Source organism: Yimella lutea (assembly GCF_006715095.1).
Taxonomy (GTDB): Bacteria; Actinomycetota; Actinomycetes; order Actinomycetales; family Dermatophilaceae; genus Yimella; species Yimella lutea.
Genome location: NZ_VFMO01000001.1, coordinates 163,199 through 179,114 on the forward strand (window position 1 = coordinate 163,199; position 15,916 = coordinate 179,114).

Genomic DNA, 15,916 nt, shown 5'->3' on the forward strand with positions numbered 1-15,916 from the left:
CGCGAAACCGGTCAGCCGGAGTTGCGCAGGGCTGTGGCCAGACCGTTCATGGTGAGCAGGATGCCGCGGCGCACCTGTTCGTCCTCGTCCCCGGCACGGTAGCGGGCGAGCAGTTCGACCTGCAGATGGTTCAACGGCTCCAGGTACGGAAAACGGTTGAACACCGATCGCTTGAGCGCGGTGTTGTCCCAGAGCAGGTCCTCGTGACCGGTGATCGCGGCGTACATGCGCAGCGTGCGCGCGTGCTCCTCGGTGATCTTGCCGAAGACCCGCTCGCGCAGTGCTTCGTCGTCGACGAGGCGCGAATAACGTTCAGCGATACCGAGATCGGACTTCGCCATGACCTGCGCCATGTTCGAGACCACGGTGCGGAAGAAGGGCCAGTGCTCGTAGTAGTGCTTGAGCTTGGCGAGCTTGGTCTCGTCGCCGTCGATCCAACGTTCGAGCGCGGAACCGGTGCCGTACCAACCCGGCAGCATGACGCGGGCCAGCGACCAGCTCATCACCCACGGGATCGCCCGCAGGTCGGAGATCTGCTCGGTGGGTTTACGGGACGCCGGACGCGAGCCGATGTTCAGCGCACCGATCTCGGCGACCGGGGTGGAGGTCTTGAAGTACTCGACGAATCCGTCTGTGTGGTGGACCAGTTCGCTGTACGCGTCCCGGGCCAGGGCCGCCAGTTCATCGAGATCACGGTAGGCCTGATCGGTGTCGTCCAGCCCTTCGATGTCGAGCAGCGACGATTCGAGGGTGGCGGCGACGAGAGCTTCGAGATTGCGGTACGCGAGCGCGGGCTCGGCGTACTTGGCGGCGATGATTTCGCCCTGCTCGGTCAGTCGCAATGAGCCACGGACGGCACCCGGAGGCTGGGCGAGGATCGCGTCGTAACTCGGGCCGCCGCCGCGTCCGACGGTGCCGCCGCGTCCGTGAAACAGGCGCAGACGGATGTCGAATTCCGTTGCCACGTCGACGAGATCGAGTTCCGCGCGGTAGAGCGCCCAGTTCGCGGCGAGGTATCCGCCGTCCTTGTTGGAGTCGCTGTAGCCGAGCATGACCTCCTGCAGACCGCCCTTCGAGTCGACCAAGGCGCGGTACGCGGGCAGGGCGAGGGCCGCCCGCAGTGTGGTGGCCGAGACCTGGAGATCCTCGATGGTCTCGAACAACGGCACGATGTTCACCGAGCAGGTCGCGCCGTCCGTGTCCGGCACGTAGAGACCGGCCTCCTTGAGCATGACGGCGCATTCGAGGATGTCGGAGACACTCGTACACATCGAGATCACATAGTTGGGAATCGCTTCCGTACCAAAGGTTTTCACCGCGTCCGCGGCGGAGGCCACGATCGCGAGTTCGCCGGAGGTCTGCTCGGAGAACTCCGCGCCACGACCGACCAGCGGTCGCCGGGAGCTGAGTTCCCGCACGAGCAACTCGACCTTCGCGTCCTCGTCCAGGGCGGCGTAATCGTCGTGCACGCCCGCCCACGCGAACAACTCGGCGATGGTCTCCTCGTGCACGTCGGAGTTCTGCCGCAGGTCGAGCCCGTACAGGTGGAACCCGAAGGTGCGGACCGCCTCACGAAGACCGGCGAGTTCGGCGTCCGCGAGCAGGTCGTCGTGGTTGGCACGCAACGAGTCGTCGACGACGTTCAGGTCGTCCAGGAACTCCTGCGCCTGCGCGTACGGCGCAGCTCCTTCGACCTCGATCGCACCGTCGGCGGGGCGACCGAAGAAGTTCTCGTAGGTGCGCTCCAGCCGTCCGCGGATCCATCGGATCGCGCGACGGTAGGGCTCATCGTCCCGCTCGTCCTCGGTGTTGAGGTCGGCCAGCGTCGTGAGCGAATCACTGATCGGAGCGAGTCGTTTCGACAACGACAGGCTGACCTCGAGGCCGTTGAGTTCACGCAGGTAGTGGGCGAGTGCGGTCTGGGATGCACGTCGCGAGGCCGTGGCGACGACGTCGGCGTTGACGTTCGGGTTGCCGTCCCGGTCGCCACCGATCCACGAGCCGGCACGCAGCATCGGCTCCTCGAGCAGATCGGCGCCCGGGTAGAGCTCGTTCAGCTCGCGACGCACCTGCGCGTTGATGCGCGGCATGACATCGAACAGCGATGCCTCGAAGAAGCGCAGCCCGACCTCGATCTCGTCCTCGATCTGCACACGCTTCAACCGGATGAGCGCGGTCTGCCAGAGAGTGATGATCTGGATCTTGATGTCCCGCAACGCATCCCGCTCTTCCTCTGCGTTGAGGGTCATGCGCTCGCGGGTTCGCATGATGCGCTTGATCTTGCTCTGCGCCTCGAACACGGTGCGGCGCCGGGTCTCGGTCGGGTGCGCGGTGACCACCGGGACGACCGTCGCGTCCCGCAGCGCGCTCTCGACCTGGCGGTTGTCGAGGTGCGCAGCCTGCAGTTTGGGGAAGGTCGCCGCGAGCGAACCGTCGATCGGTGCCTCACCCGCGTTGACGTGCACGGCGCGACGACGCTCCCGGTGCAGGTCTTCGGCAAGGTTCGCGAGCAGCGCGAACAGGCTGAACGCCCGGATCACATGCAGCGCGTCCTTGGTCGACAGGTCGTGGAAGAGCTCTGCGAAACCCTCGCGATCGACCTCCTGGCGCCGGACGGCGAAGGCCTTCTTACGTGCCTGCTCCACAAGTTCGAAGACTCGCTCGCCCTCCTGCTCGCGCACCACGTCGCCGAGCATCCCGCCGAGCAGGCGGATGTCGTTGCGAAGTGGTTCGGTCGCGGCGCGGCCCTCGTCGGTCGCCTCGAACACCATCTGCGGCTGGTCGATCATGGCGCCCAGTATGGTCGCGACCGCCCGGTAACCCAGATGCCCTGTTCAGCCCGCGGACGCGACCTTCGTCACGTCGAGACCACACCCAGTGCCTGCCGCAACGCCCCGAGCGCTTCGGCGAGGTGCTCCCTGCTGGTGCGGGCGAGGGGTGAGTTGACCCAGGGATGCACTCCCCCGGCGACCACCCGCAGCTGCACCTGGTTACCGGCTGCCTGCATGGCCTCGGCGTAGGCGATGCCCTCGTCGCGCAGCACGTCGAAACCGGCGACACCGACGTACGCGGGCGGCAGGTCGGTGAGGTCCTGCGCCAGCAGTGGTGAGACGCGCGGGTCGGCCGCGTCACCGTCCGGACCGATGTAATGGTCCTGATACCAGTCCATTTCGGATGCCGTGAGGAAGTATCCCTCCCTGAACTTCGCATAGGAATCGGTGCGTCGCGACAGGTCGGTGACGGGCACGAACAACAGCTGGAAGGCCGGTTGCACCGCGTCGCCGCGGGTCTGCTGGGCGATCACCGCCGACAGGTTGCCGCCGGCGCTGTCGCCACCGACGGCGATACGGCGGGGATCGACACCGATCTCGGACGCGTGCTCGACGGCCCACCGGAACGCGCCGATCGCGTCGTCCACGGCTGCCGGGAAACGGTCTTCGGGCGCGAGCCGGTAGCCGACATTGAGGACGGCCACCTGCGCCTGGTCGCAGATGCGGCGACAGAGTCCGTCGTGCGACTCGATGCTGCCGAGCACCCAACCGCCGCCGTGGAAGTAGACCAGCAGCGGGAGCTTCGGGTCTTCGGACGGCTTGTAGAGACGAGCCGGAATCGACGCGTCCGGCAGATCGAGGGTGAGGTCTTCGACCTGCCTGACCTCGACCGGTGGACCGGCAGACACGAGCGACTCGTGTTCGAGCAGGTCACGGGCTTCCTGCAGGGTCATGCCGGCGTACTCGGTCGCCCCACCGAGTTCGAGCATTCGCAAGCCCACGGCGAAGTCGAGATCGAGGGTCCGACCGTCCGCCGTCGGCGGCTTACCGGCGATCACCCGCTTCACCACTCGGGGCACCTTGGCACCGCCGTTGAAGACGGTCTTCTCGATGCGCAAACGCAGATCGCTCACGGGTCAATCCTTGTTGGCGAGGCGCGGCGGGAAGCCACCGGTGGCGATCGGGCCGGTCCGGTCGATCGTGCTCCGGATGAGCGACTTGCCCTGGTCGTCGACGCCACCGGTCACCGGCGAACTCTGCAACGAGCCGTCGCGGCGGAACGTGGTGAGCACCATGGTGTTCCGGGAGCGGACGAAATCGAGCACCTCCTGCAGTGGACGTCGGTCGGCGGTCGCAATCTTGCAGGACATCTCAGGCTTCCTTCCGTCGGTGCGGTCAGTCTCACCGAAAATTCGCGAGCGCACGCCGCAAGGTCGAAGTCTGCACGATCGGGGATGCAGGGACGGCAGGCCCCGACCACGTGCGGACCGCCAGAGTGAGGACTCAGTCGAGACTCAGAGGATCTGCGTCCGGACGCCACCGCTGCGCGTAGGTTCGCAGCACCCGCAGCTCTGCTTACGGAACATCGACCAAGCCTGACATCGACGGGCTGCAGCCACACCTGCGCCACCGAGCACGACATCATCGAACGGGCATGTCCACTCTCGGGAGGAACGCAGTGAGCGAAGAGCACGTCCACCGGATCCACCGGCTGCAGGAGGGGTGGACGCGACGGCACGAGGAGCGGGAGATCGTCGACATCTTCTATTCCGTGCACGGCGAGGAACTGACGCAGCTGAAGAACGCGCTCAACCGGCGCGACGATCATCACGACCTCGAGGAACTGATCTTCGGCGACATCGACGACGAGTCGGTGCGCGAACGGGTCCTCGATCACTTCGCGGCGCAGGCCGAGCCGCTCGGGCGACTCGGGGTGAAGGTGCTGTCGGACATCGACGACACCGTCTTCCCGATGATCCACGAGACGCGTTACCCCCGCGGCCACTTCCTGGTTCCGGGATCGCTGGCCTTCCTGCAGGCCCTGGACGACGGTCCCACCGAGTCGCCGTGGTCACGCGGCGACCTCACGTTCCTGACCGCGCGGCCCGAGATCGCGTTCGGTCTCATCGAATCGAACTCCAAGGACGTGCTGCGCAAAGCGGGGGTCGCGAGTTCATCCCTGCTGGCCGGCAGCCTGATGAACATTCACTCGAAGGACGCCATGGCGGACGGCAAGGTGGCGAATTTCGCGCACTACCGCAAGCTCTTCCCCGAGTACGGCGTCGTGTTCGTCGGTGACTCCGGTCAGGGCGACGTCCTGGTCGGACAACGCGTCCGGACCGATTATCCGGACGCCGTGTCGGCGGTGTTCATCCACGATGTCGTCGACACCCCGGCCGCTCGACGCGAGGAGTTGGCGGCATCCGGAGTCCACGTTTTCGAGACATACGTCGGTGCAGCCATGAAGGCGTACAGCCTCGGCCTGGTCTCGCTCGACAACGTGAAACGGGTTGTCACAGAATCACTTGCCGCGCTCGACGACATCGATTGGGAGACCGCCGAACAGGAGGCCTCGACCAGGAAGTTGTTGCAGCGCGACGCCGACGAGGCGCTCGCGCTGGGGTGACGTCAGCGCCGCAGCACGGCGGGAAGAGTGCGAGCTGCTTCGACCATCGCCGGTCCGTACCAGGTGATCAACCGGCCGCTGATCAGTTCCGTGGGAACCTCGACGAAGGCCTCCGGGCCGTCGTCGGCGGTGAAGACGTACGGCTCGTCGGGCAGCAGCACGAGATCCGCGCGGCTCGGGTCGTCGAGATCGGCCAGGTCAGCATGCGGGTATCGGCCCTCGGCGCCGTCCGGAACGACCGCGTCACAGCCGAGGCACTGGAGGAGGTCGGCGGTGTACGTCGGCCTCCCGACCACCATCCACGGATCGCGCCAGATCGGCACAACCACTCGCCGAGTGTCCGCAGAACCGCCGACCTCACCCGCGCGTCCTGCGGACATTCGCCACAGAGCGTCGGCCTCGTCCAGCCAGCCGGGTGACCCCCAGCCGAGAGCTTCGGTGAACAATCGGCGCATCGAGTCCAGCGCCTGCGGCACGGTCTCGATGTCGGTCACCCAGACGGCAATCCCTTTATCCCGCAGGCGCTTCACGTCGAGCTCGCGGTTCTCTTCCTTGTTGGCGACCACCAGGTCGGGTGCCAACTCGGCGATGGCCGCAACGTCGGGGTTCTTCGTGCCTCTGACGCGCGGCACATCGAGGTCCGCGGGATGGGTGCACCAGTCGGTGGCACCGACCAGAGCCTGTGGACGGGTCGCCGCGATCGCTTCGGTAAGGGAGGGGACGAGGCTGACGACTCGTTCGACCTCGTCGGGGAGGTCGACGTGGAATCCGAGATCGTCGATCTGTGTTCGCACCCGCCCGACCTTACTCAGCGCGCGAACGGAAGTGGTCGCGATCACGACCACTTCCGTTGACTACGGGTGTAGAGGCTGGTCAGACGTTGCGCCGGTACTGACCGCCCACCTCGAAGAAGGCCTCGGTGATCTGCTGCAGCGAGCACACCCGCGCGGCGCGCATCAGCACGTCGAACACGTTGTCGCCGTTGACCGCTGCGGCACGCAACTCGTCCAGCGCCTGCTTGGACTCGCCCTGGTGCCGCTGCTGGAACTCACGGACTCGGGTGAGCTGACCCTGCTTCTCGGTCTCGGTGCCGCGGGCGAGTTCGATGTGCTTCGGCGTGCCGTCGTCGGCCTTGGGGTGGCGGAAGGTGTTGACGCCGACGATCGGCAGCGAGCCGTCGTGCTTGCGGTGTTCGTAGAGCATCGACTCGTCCTGGATGCGCCCGCGCTGGTAGCCGGTCTCCATCGCGCCGAGCACGCCGCCACGCTCGGTGATGCGGTCGAACTCCTTCAGCACCGCCGCCTCGACGAGGTCGGTGAGCTCGTCGATGATGAACGATCCCTGGAGCGGGTTCTCGTTCATCGCCAGACCCCACTCACGGTTGATGATCAACTGGATCGCGAGCGCACGACGCACCGACTCCTCGGTCGGCGTGGTGACAGCCTCGTCATAAGCGTTGGTGTGCAACGAGTTCGCGTTGTCGTAGATCGCGATGAGCGCCTGCAGCGTGGTGCGGATGTCATTGAAGTCCATCTCCTGTGCGTGCAGGGACCGGCCGGACGTCTGCACGTGATACTTCAACTTCTGGCTGCGGTCGTTCGCGCCGTACTTCTCCTTCATCGCCACCGCCCAGATTCGGCGGGCGACACGGCCGAGCACCGAGTACTCGGGGTCCATGCCGTTGCTGAAGAAGAAGCTCAGGTTGGGCGCGAAGTCGTCGATGTCCATGCCCCGTGCGAGGTAGCTCTCGACATAGGTGAAGCCGTTGGCGAGCGTGAACGCCAGCTGGCTGATGGGGTTCGCCCCGGCCTCGGCGATGTGATAGCCGGAGATGCTGACCGAGTAGAAGTTGCGCACCTGGTGGTCGATGAACCACTGCTGGATGTCGCCCATCATCTTCAGGCTGAACTCGGTGGAGAAGATGCAGGTGTTCTGGCCCTGGTCCTCCTTCAGGATGTCGGCCTGGACGGTGCCGCGGACGTTGGCGACGGCGTACGCCGCGAGTTCTTTGCGCTCGTCATCGTTCGGCTCACGGCCTTCACGCTCGGTGAATGCGTCGACCTGCTGGTCGATGGCCGTGTTGAGGAAGAACGCGAGAATCGTCGGTGCCGGGCCGTTGATCGTCATCGACACGCTCGTCGTGGGCGAGACGAGGTCGAACCCGCCGTACAGCACCTTCATGTCGTCCAACGTCGCGATCGAGACGCCGGACGTGCCGACCTTGCCGTAGACGTCCGGACGCTCGTGGGGGTCGCGCCCGTAGAGGGTCACCGAGTCGAACGCGGTTGACAGGCGGGTGGCCGGCTGGCCTTCCGACAGCAGTTTGAAGCGGCGGTTCGTGCGGAACGGGTCGCCCTCGCCGGCGAACATGCGGGCAGGATCCTCACCCTCCCGCTTGAACGGGAAGACGCCGGCGGTGTACGGGAAGTAGCCCGGCAGATTCTCCCGGCGAAGGAACTTCACCAGCTCGCCGTGGTCGTCGAAGCGCGGGAGCGCGACGCGCGGAATCTTGTTGCCGGACAGCGATTCCCGAGTGAGTTTGTTCACGATCTCGCGGTCGCGGATCTTCACGACCTGCTCGTCGCCCGAGTAGGAATCGACGATGCTCGGCCACTTCACGAGAGCCTTGGAGATCTCGTCGGGCACGTCCTGCTGCGCCTTCTCCATCAGCTCGGCGACACTGTGCGGCACCTCGCCGAGTTCGCCGGCGACCAGTTCGAAACGCTGCGCACGGGCTGCCGCCTTGGCGAACTTCGCGGTGTCGGAATGATAGTCACGTACCGTTTCTGAAATCTCGGAGAGGTAGCGGACGCGGGACGGCGGCACGATCGTGGCGATCCGGGTCGACTGCTTGGTGTCGACCTGCGGAAGCACGCCGTCCTCGACGTGCATTCCCTTCTCCGACAGCAGGTTTCGCAGCTCCTGGTAGAGCGCGGTCACGCCGTCGTCATTGAAGGTGGCCGCCGAGGTGCCGTAGACCGGCATGTCCTCGGGCTTCTTGCCGAAAGCCTCACGGTTGCGCACCATCTGGCGTCCGACATCGCGCAACGCGTCCTCGGCCCCACGGCGTTCGAACTTGTTGATCGCGACCACGTCGGCCAGGTCGAGCATGTCGATCTTCTCCAGCTGGCTGGAGGCGCCGAACTCCGGAGTCATCACGTACATCGACACATCGGAATAGTCGATGATCGCCGAATCGCCCTGGCCCACACCGGGAGTCTCGAGGATGACGAGGTCGAAACCGGACGCCTTGGTCAGCGCGATGATCTGGTCGAGGTGCTCGGGCACCTGGTTGTTGCCACGGGTGGCGAGCGACCGGAAGAAGATACGGTCACCGTCGAGCGAGCTCATCCGGATGCGGTCGCCGAGCAATGCACCACCGCCGCGCGAACGCGTCGGGTCGATCGCCAGCACCGCGACCCGCAGCTTGTCCTGCTGGTCGAGGCGCATGCGGCGCACGAGTTCGTCTGTCAGAGAAGACTTTCCAGAACCACCGGTGCCGGTGATGCCGAGCACGGGCACCGGACGCTTGGCCGCAGCCTGGTTGATCGCGTCGACGAACTCGGCGGAGAGCGCACCCTGCTCCGCGCCGGTGATCGCTCGCGCGATGGCTGCACGATCACCCGACAGCACTGCGTCCAGATCAGCCCGGCCCAGCTGCCAGAGGTCGTAATCACAGTCGGCGACAACAGAATTGATCATTCCGACCAGGCCCATGCGCTGGCCGTCCTCGGGCGAGAAGATCGTGACGCCGGCCTTGCGCAGGCGGTCGATCTCGTCATGCACGATCACGCCGCCGCCGCCACCGACGACCTTCACGTGTTTGGCGCCCGCCTGCTTGAGCAGATCGACGAGGTACTCGAAGTATTCGACGTGGCCACCCTGGTAGGAGCTGACCGCGATGCCCTGCGCGTCTTCCTCGAGCGCAGCGTCGATGACCTCCTGCACCGAACGGTTGTGGCCCAGGTGAATCACCTCCGCACCCTGCGTCTGCATGATCCGCCGCATGATGTTGATCGAGGCGTCGTGGCCGTCGAACAGGCTTGCGGCAGTAACGATCCGGACGTGGTGCTCCGGCTTGTGCAGTTCAGGCTTGATGTCGGCCATGGGGTCCTCCGGGTGCGTGGACGTGACTCAGCTCTCGCAAAATAGTAGGACTTCCTATTAATGGACGTCAACGCGAGTTTGATCTACTCTCGATCCATGACCGAAGCACCCGCCCGCCTCGCTGCCGACCCCATCGGGGTCGCGCGGGATCAGTGGGTGGATCGCGGGTGGGCCGATGCTGCGCCGGGCATGGCGGCAGTCACCTCGATCATGCGGGCACAACAGATCGTCTCGGCCCGAGTCGATGCGGTGCTGAAGCCGTTCGGCGTGACGTTCGCCCGCTACGAGGTGCTGATGCTGCTGACCTTCAGTCGTCGCGGCAGCCTGCCGATGAAGCTGATCGCGTCGCGCCTGCAGGTGCACCCGACGTCCGTCACCAACGCGGTCGACCGGTTGGTGCAGGCCGGGCTCGTCACCCGTACCACGCACCCCGACGATCGGCGCGCGTTCATCGTGGCACTGACACCAGAAGGACGCTCACTCGCGCAAGAAGCGACGGCTGCGCTCAACGAGCAGGTCTTCGGCCGACCGGAACTCGACCGCGACGACCTCGAGTCACTTGTGTCGATCATCGCCCGGATGCGTTCTGCCGCAGGCGATTTCTGAGCACAACTCAACCGCCGACGCACAGGCCGAGCGCGGCGACCAAAACTGACCCGATGACCATCCCGAGCGCATGCACGACGCCCGCCCAGTGCACCTTCGGCGCGAGCAGCAGCCGGGCCGACTCCACAGACGCCGCGCTGAACGTGGTGAACCCGCCCATGGCACCCGTACCGAGCACCTTCGTGGCCTCCGAAGCGTGTCCGAAGTGACCGACGAGCAGGCCTAGCACGAACGATCCGAGCAAGTTGATGACCAGAGTGCCGACCGGGACCCTCACTCGCACCCGCGCGGCGATCCAGGTGTCGAGCACACAACGCAGGAGTGCGCCGGTGCCTCCCCCGAGGGCGATCCAAAGCATCATCGGTTCATGCCCGGCAGTCGGAGCCCGATCCCTGCGGCGAGCACTCCGGCCACGACGCTCGCGGTCGCATAGGCAAGACCGGCGCCCAGGTCACGCTCCACCACCTCGACCGCGAAGGCGCTGTAGGTCGTGAATCCGCCCAACAGACCCGTCCCGAGTCCTAACCGAACTCGTCGGCGTGCACCGCTGTCGTCGCCGAGATGCGCAAGAACCCCGAGCAGAAGGCCGAGCAGAAGCGCACCGAGCACGTTGATGACGAAGGTGGTCCACGGCCAGCCGTCCGCCCGCATCGGGAACCGCTCACTCAGCAGTGCACGCGCGGTCGTGCCGGCGGCACCACCGACGAAAACCAGCGCCGGGAGCACCAGCCGGTCGGAACGAACTGCGGCGGCGTCCGTATCGGGTGGCTGGCGGTTCACCCGGGAAGGCTATCCAGCCGGGTGCTCACTTCACAGGCGAAGGCGTCGCCGCGGACGCGCGGACGGCTCGCTCCATACGCAGCACCGCCGGATCATCGACGCCGCCGACCGGCTCGGTGTCCGACGGCCGCTGGATCCGGCGATGGTGAGCACGCCGACGCCTCGGTGTTCGGTCGGTAGGAAGCGCACTCCTTCGACGCCTACGAGTTCCGCCGACCGCACAGTGATCCCTCCCGCGTTCATCAGATCGTCAGTCGGACGTGGACGACGTCGCCCAGTGCGATGCCCTCGGCGCGCTGCACGGCGACCTTCATCGGGACCAGGAAGCCGCCGCCCCTGGGGAACAACGAGGTGGTGAACGCGGTGTCGCCGACCTCTGCGGACGCCGGGATGCACCCCCAGCCGTAGGTGACCTGCTTTGCGATGTCGCGAAGTTCGGCGGATTGCGGCTCAGGCATCACGGCGAAGAGGAACGGCGCCGGGCCACGCCACTCGATGACTTCGGCGTCGAATTCGAGGTGCACGTGAATACGGTAGTTCGGACTGTTGTGGCTGGGTCCGGATGAACGTCACCTTGGTTGCGGCGCCTACTGATTCGTTCCTCATCCGTAGGGCTCAACCAGCGGTGTGGGCAGGGCTCGACCAGCGGTGTTCGGGGGCTCGACCGGCGTCTGATCTCGATCGAGTTGCTTCGTGAACGCGAGAGGTTTCGGCGCGCGGGACTTCGTTCCTCAGTCCCCCGGCTCAACCAGCGGTACTCGGCAGCTCAACCAGCGGTCCTTGGGAGCTCCACCATCGTGGCAGACATCTGCCAGTACGTCATCGGGGTGGACACCCACGCCGCCACGCACCACTACGCCGTGATCCATCCCGGGACCGGAGCAGTCCTGGACGATCAGCAGTTCCCGACCACACCAGCCGGGCTACGCCGCGCTGCGGACTGGATCAGCCGCCGCACCGTCACGATCAACATGCTCACCGCGCTGTTACACGCGACCGCGCTCGGTACGGATGCCCGGCACGCGCTCACGATCGCCCAACTGGGGCAGGTCGCGACCTGGCGACCACGCTACGAACCCCTGGACATGACCATCCTGCGTGAACTGGCTACCGAGTACGCCCAAGACATCCTGGTGCTGGATCAACAACGGGCCGCGAACAAGAAACAGATCCGACAGATCGTGCGTCGGTACTCGGGGGCTCACCCAGCGTTGGTCAGGGGTTCTCGGCAGCGGTGATGGCCTTCTGGGCGAGCTTCTTGACGCGGCGGCGGCGCTTGGGGCGCTCGGGGATCATGGAGCGCATCTCCTCCAGCTTGCCGAAGCAGAGCAGACGGTCCTCGGCCTCCAGCACCTTGCCCGGACGCGGCGACGGGGTGACCGAGGTGCCGCGGTGCAGGGTGAGAACAGTGATGTCGCGGTCGGACAAACCGCTGTCCCGCAACGCTTTTCCGACCATCTCCGAGCCGGAGTGCACTGCCAGCTCGGCGACGCCGTACCCGGTCGAGACGGCCAGCCGCTGGCGGACGTCGATCTCGGGGAAGTCGACCTGGTCGCCGATGAAGTCGATGATCGCACCCGCGACGTCGAGCCTGGTCGCGGTCTCGATGCCCTGCAACCCGGGTGAGGAATTGACCTCCATCACCAACGGCCCGTCATTGCCTTCGAGCATGTCGACACCGGCCACCCGCAGACCCATGATCTGCGCCGCACGAACAGCAGTCGCCTCGTACTCCGGATCGAGTTCGACGGCCTCGACCGAGCCACCACGGTGCACATTGGAGCGGAACTCATCGCCCTGAGCCGTCCGGCGCATCGCAGCGACGACACGGTCACCGACGACCAGCGCCCGGATGTCGCGCCCCTTGCTCTCCTTGACGAAGGCCTGGATCAGCACGTTCTGCGAGGTCGACTGCAAGGTCTCGATGATCGCCTCCGCCACCTTGACCTCCGGCGCCAGGATCACGCCGATGCCCTGCGTCCCCTCGAGCAGCTTGATCACGACGGGAGCGCCGCCGACCTGCTCGATCGCCTGCTTCACATCGGCGCGGTTGCGCACGAAGAAGGTGGCCGGCATGCCGATGTTGTGCCGCGACAGGATCTGCGTGGCGCGCAGCTTGTCGCGGCTGTTGCTGATGCCGTTCGCGGTGTTGGGCGTGTAGACGTCCATCTGCTCGAACTGGCGCACGACAGCCGTACCGAAGTAGGTGATCGAAGCACCGATGCGCGGCAATACCGCGTCGTACGAGGACAATCGGCGACCACGGAACTGCAGGTCGGGTTCGTCGTTCGACAGGTCGATTCCGAAGCGGAGCGTGTTGAGCACCTTCACGTCGTGCCCGCGTTCGAGGGCAGCGGTTCGCAGGCGTTGGGTCGAATAAGCACGCGGCGCACGGGACAGAATCGCGAGTTTCACGGTGGCACCCTGCCACACTGTCCGGGTGCCAGCGCCCAGCGAGTCCAACCTCACCGTCGGCTGGCGCGAGTGGGTCTGCCTGCCCGACCTCGGAGTCGACTGGGTGAAGGCCAAACTCGACACCGGCGCGCGCACCTCCTCGATCCACGCCTACGAGGTGCAGGAGTTCGAACGGGACGGCGTCGACTGGGTGCGCTTCGACGTTCGGCCCTGGCAGAAGTCCACCGACGACATCGTCGCGGCCGAACTCCCCGTGCACGACCGCCGTGACATCCGCAGTTCCAACGGGCAGATCCAGCGCCGCATCGTCGTCTCCACCACGCTGTCGATCGCCGACCGCAGGATCCCCGCCGAGTTCACACTCACCGACCGTGACGAGATGGGCTTCCGGATGCTTGTCGGCCGCGAAGCGCTGCGCCAGGGCTTCCTGGTCGACTCCGGCCACTCCTACTACGGCGGACGCCCGTCGCTGCAGACCCGGCGACGCAACCGGGGCCACGCATGAAGCGCGAGTCGTTCGCGATCGGCAACGTCCGCGTCCGCCCGGGCAGCACGAAGAACACCGAACTGCCGATCACCCGGCTGGTCACCGGCGCCGAGGTCTCGCTGCCGATCCGCGTGGTGCACGGCAAGGAGGACGGCCCGGTCGTCTGGGTCAACGCGGCGATCCACGGCGACGAGGTGGTCGGGGTCGAGGTCATCCGTGAGGTGCTGGCCTCGTTGTACCCCAAGGAATTTCGCGGCACGCTGATCGCCGTCCCGGTCGTCAATGTGCACGGCTTCCTGGCCGGCGACCGCTACCTGCCCGACCGGCGCGACCTCAACCGCAGCTTCCCCGGGTCCGCCCGCGGCTCGCTCGCCGGACGCATCGCGCACCTGTTCCTGCAGGAGGTCGTCGCCAAGTGCGAGGTCGGCATCGACCTGCACACCGCGTCCGACCGGCGCACCAACCTGCCGCAGGTGCGCGCGGACCTCGACGACGCCCGCACCCGCGAACTCGCCACGGCCTTCGCGGCACCGGCGATGATGCACTCCGAGATCCGCGACGGGTCGTTGCGGCACGTCGCCGGCGAGCGCGGCGCGCGCGTCCTGCTCGTCGAATCAGGTGCGCCCCTGCGCCTGGACGACTGGGCGATCGAACCCTGCGTGGTCGGCGTCCGACGGGTGTTGGCGGGCATGGGGATGATCGATCCCTTCGAGGGCGAACCGCCCACGCCGTCCATCGAGTGCCGTGGCAGCGGCTGGGTGCGCGCTCGCCGCACCGGGATCCTGCGCCTGGACGCACACCTGGGACAACACGTCGCCCTCGGCGAGCGGCTCGGTGCGCTCTACGACTCGTTCGGCAAGACGTTGCGCGCCGTGTACGCCGACCGCGACGGCATCATCGTCGGCCACACCGAGGCACCGTTGGTGAACTCCGGCGATGCGCTCGTGCACATCGCCACCATCGTCTGAGCCGATCAGGTCTCGTCGACCCATGCGGCGGCCAACCGCACGCAGCGGCGCAGCGTCTGGGTGATCCGCTCGGCGATGTACGGAGCCTCGTCCCGCATGCTCGCGTCGAGCAACTCGTTCGCCGCCCGCGCCCGTTCACCTGGCACGACCGCGAACTGGGCGTTGTCGATCGCGGTCTTCACCGCAGCCGCGGCGTCGCCCAACGCACGGCGCTGATCGTCCGCGACGGTCTCGAGTCCGTCCTCGAGCACCTCGCGAGCAAGGTCTTCGAGCAACAGCGCGCACGCCTGCGTCGCCTCCTTGAGCCCGAGGACATCGGCTCGAACCCGGTCCCACCGCGCCCTCCGGAAGTTGCCGCGTCCCGCACGCCCGGCCTCCTCACCCAATTCGCGAAGAACCGCGGCGGACGCCGGCAGTCCCTGCAGACAGGACGTGCGCAACTGTTCCTCCGTCTGCGGCGTGGGATGACGGAAGTGGTCGGCGAAGGCCTGCAGTGAATCCCCGATGTCGGTACGCACGACCATCGCGTGGCGTTCGACGTCATGCAATCCGAGGGAGGGGAAGACAGTGGCATTGACGACGAGACCCACCACCATGCCGAGCGTGATCTGCAGCAAGTAGCCGAGCGTGTAGTCGTTCAGGTCGTTGCGCCCGGCGGTGAAGACGAACAGCGCCGCCAACGGAACCCACGTGCTCTGCGCGCCCGTGGGTATGAGTGAATCAGTCACGCGTCCAAGTGCGGGCTCCGGGAACTCGTCTGAAATCGTGGAGCTCATGGACGAGTTGACCATCGCGGTGTTGATCCTGGTCGCGTGCGATCTGCTGGTGGCCGCCGCCATCGGCTGGACGACGTGGGCCGCCGCGACCGGACGGCTGAGGCCCAATGAGTGGGCGGGTATCCGCACCGCGCGGACGATGCGCAACCAGGCCGCGTGGCGGGCCGGGCACACGGCCGCCTGGCCGATGGCCCGATCCCTGACCGTTGCGTCCGGCATCTGCGCCGTCGCCGGCTTGCTGCTCCTGATCCCTGGGTGGAAGATCGCGGCTGCCGTCGTCGCGTTCGCGCCCGAGGTCTTCGTACTGGCGGCCGCATGGCCCCTGACCCGGACCGCCGGCGAGGCTGCCGATGCAACCGACTGAGGCCGGCGGCTGTCCG

Annotated in this window: 16 protein-coding genes; 6 read left to right on the forward strand and 10 right to left on the reverse strand. The window is 66.6% G+C overall.

What is annotated here, in order from left to right; all coding sequences use genetic code 11:
* Positions 1–11: 11 nt before the first annotated feature.
* From ppc to FB459_RS00820, 3 genes are all read right to left on the reverse strand, one after another.
* Positions 12–2,789: a phosphoenolpyruvate carboxylase gene (gene ppc, locus FB459_RS00810; protein WP_141927115.1), complete on the reverse strand. Its 2,778-nt coding sequence runs from the start codon at positions 2,787–2,789 to the stop codon at positions 12–14.
* Between the two features lie 68 nt (positions 2,790–2,857).
* On the reverse strand, positions 2,858–3,904 hold the full coding sequence (locus tag FB459_RS00815; protein ID WP_141927116.1) for an alpha/beta hydrolase: 1,047 nt from the start codon (positions 3,902–3,904) through the stop codon (positions 2,858–2,860).
* Positions 3,905–3,907: 3 nt separating this feature from the next.
* Positions 3,908–4,141, reverse strand: coding sequence for a pyridoxamine 5'-phosphate oxidase family protein (locus FB459_RS00820; RefSeq protein ID WP_141927117.1), 234 nt, complete (start codon positions 4,139–4,141; stop codon positions 3,908–3,910).
* Positions 4,142–4,449: 308 nt separating this feature from the next.
* On the opposite strand from FB459_RS00820, the gene FB459_RS00825 reads away from it, so the two are divergent.
* A complete protein-coding gene (locus tag FB459_RS00825) occupies positions 4,450–5,397 on the forward strand; it encodes a phosphatase domain-containing protein (RefSeq protein WP_170221629.1) in 948 nt (315 codons plus the stop codon).
* 2 nt (positions 5,398–5,399) lie between these two features.
* Here the strand turns inward: FB459_RS00825 and FB459_RS00830 are convergent, their stop codons facing one another.
* Together FB459_RS00830 and icmF are read right to left on the reverse strand one after the other, a co-directional pair.
* Positions 5,400–6,191 carry a helical backbone metal receptor gene (locus tag FB459_RS00830; protein WP_246092256.1) on the reverse strand — a complete coding sequence of 264 codons (792 nt, stop codon included), beginning with the start codon at positions 6,189–6,191 and terminating at the stop codon, positions 5,400–5,402.
* Positions 6,192–6,270: 79 nt separating this feature from the next.
* On the reverse strand, positions 6,271–9,504 hold the full coding sequence (gene icmF / locus FB459_RS00835; protein ID WP_141927119.1) for a fused isobutyryl-CoA mutase/GTPase IcmF: 3,234 nt from the start codon (positions 9,502–9,504) through the stop codon (positions 6,271–6,273).
* Between the two features lie 96 nt (positions 9,505–9,600).
* On the opposite strand from icmF, the gene FB459_RS00840 reads away from it, so the two are divergent.
* Positions 9,601–10,110 carry a MarR family winged helix-turn-helix transcriptional regulator gene (locus tag FB459_RS00840; protein WP_141927120.1) on the forward strand — a complete coding sequence of 170 codons (510 nt, stop codon included), beginning with the start codon at positions 9,601–9,603 and terminating at the stop codon, positions 10,108–10,110.
* A gap of 7 nt (positions 10,111–10,117) precedes the next feature.
* Here FB459_RS00840 and FB459_RS00845 read toward each other — a convergent pair whose 3' ends face one another.
* From FB459_RS00845 to FB459_RS00855, 3 genes are all read right to left on the reverse strand, one after another.
* Positions 10,118–10,471, reverse strand: coding sequence for a fluoride efflux transporter FluC (locus FB459_RS00845; protein ID WP_205744709.1), 354 nt, complete (start codon positions 10,469–10,471; stop codon positions 10,118–10,120).
* Complete coding sequence (locus tag FB459_RS00850; RefSeq protein WP_141927121.1) at positions 10,468–10,890, reverse strand: CrcB family protein; 423 nt, start codon at positions 10,888–10,890, stop codon at positions 10,468–10,470. Before FB459_RS00850 ends, FB459_RS00845 begins: the two co-directional genes overlap by 4 nt.
* A gap of 242 nt (positions 10,891–11,132) precedes the next feature.
* Positions 11,133–11,414 carry a DUF1905 domain-containing protein gene (locus FB459_RS00855; protein WP_141927122.1) on the reverse strand — a complete coding sequence of 94 codons (282 nt, stop codon included), beginning with the start codon at positions 11,412–11,414 and terminating at the stop codon, positions 11,133–11,135.
* Between the two features lie 273 nt (positions 11,415–11,687).
* Here FB459_RS00855 and FB459_RS00860 point away from each other — a divergent pair, with 273 nt between their 5' ends.
* A complete protein-coding gene (locus tag FB459_RS00860; protein WP_141927123.1) occupies positions 11,688–12,128 on the forward strand; it encodes an IS110 family transposase in 441 nt (146 codons plus the stop codon).
* Here the strand turns inward: FB459_RS00860 and FB459_RS00865 are convergent.
* Positions 12,106–13,305: a RimK family alpha-L-glutamate ligase gene (locus FB459_RS00865; RefSeq protein WP_141927124.1), complete on the reverse strand. Its 1,200-nt coding sequence runs from the start codon at positions 13,303–13,305 to the stop codon at positions 12,106–12,108. The two genes, FB459_RS00860 and FB459_RS00865, sit on opposite strands and share 23 nt — an antisense overlap.
* A gap of 25 nt (positions 13,306–13,330) precedes the next feature.
* On the opposite strand from FB459_RS00865, the gene FB459_RS00870 reads away from it, so the two are divergent.
* On the forward strand, positions 13,331–13,810 hold the full coding sequence (locus FB459_RS00870) for an ATP-dependent zinc protease family protein (RefSeq protein WP_129625402.1): 480 nt from the start codon (positions 13,331–13,333) through the stop codon (positions 13,808–13,810).
* Positions 13,807–14,760, forward strand: a complete 954-nt coding sequence (locus FB459_RS00875; RefSeq protein WP_141927125.1) for a succinylglutamate desuccinylase/aspartoacylase family protein — start codon at positions 13,807–13,809, stop codon at positions 14,758–14,760. The genes FB459_RS00870 and FB459_RS00875 overlap by 4 nt, the downstream gene beginning before the upstream one ends.
* Positions 14,761–14,765: 5 nt before the next feature.
* Here the strand turns inward: FB459_RS00875 and FB459_RS00880 are convergent, their stop codons facing one another.
* Entirely contained in the window at positions 14,766–15,488 is a 723-nt protein-coding gene (locus FB459_RS00880) for an aromatic acid exporter family protein (protein ID WP_141927126.1), read from the reverse strand.
* A gap of 46 nt (positions 15,489–15,534) precedes the next feature.
* Here FB459_RS00880 and FB459_RS00885 point away from each other — a divergent pair, with 46 nt between their 5' ends.
* Positions 15,535–15,900, forward strand: a complete 366-nt coding sequence (locus tag FB459_RS00885; RefSeq protein ID WP_170221630.1) for an SdpI family protein — start codon at positions 15,535–15,537, stop codon at positions 15,898–15,900.
* Positions 15,901–15,916: the final 16 nt, after the last annotated feature.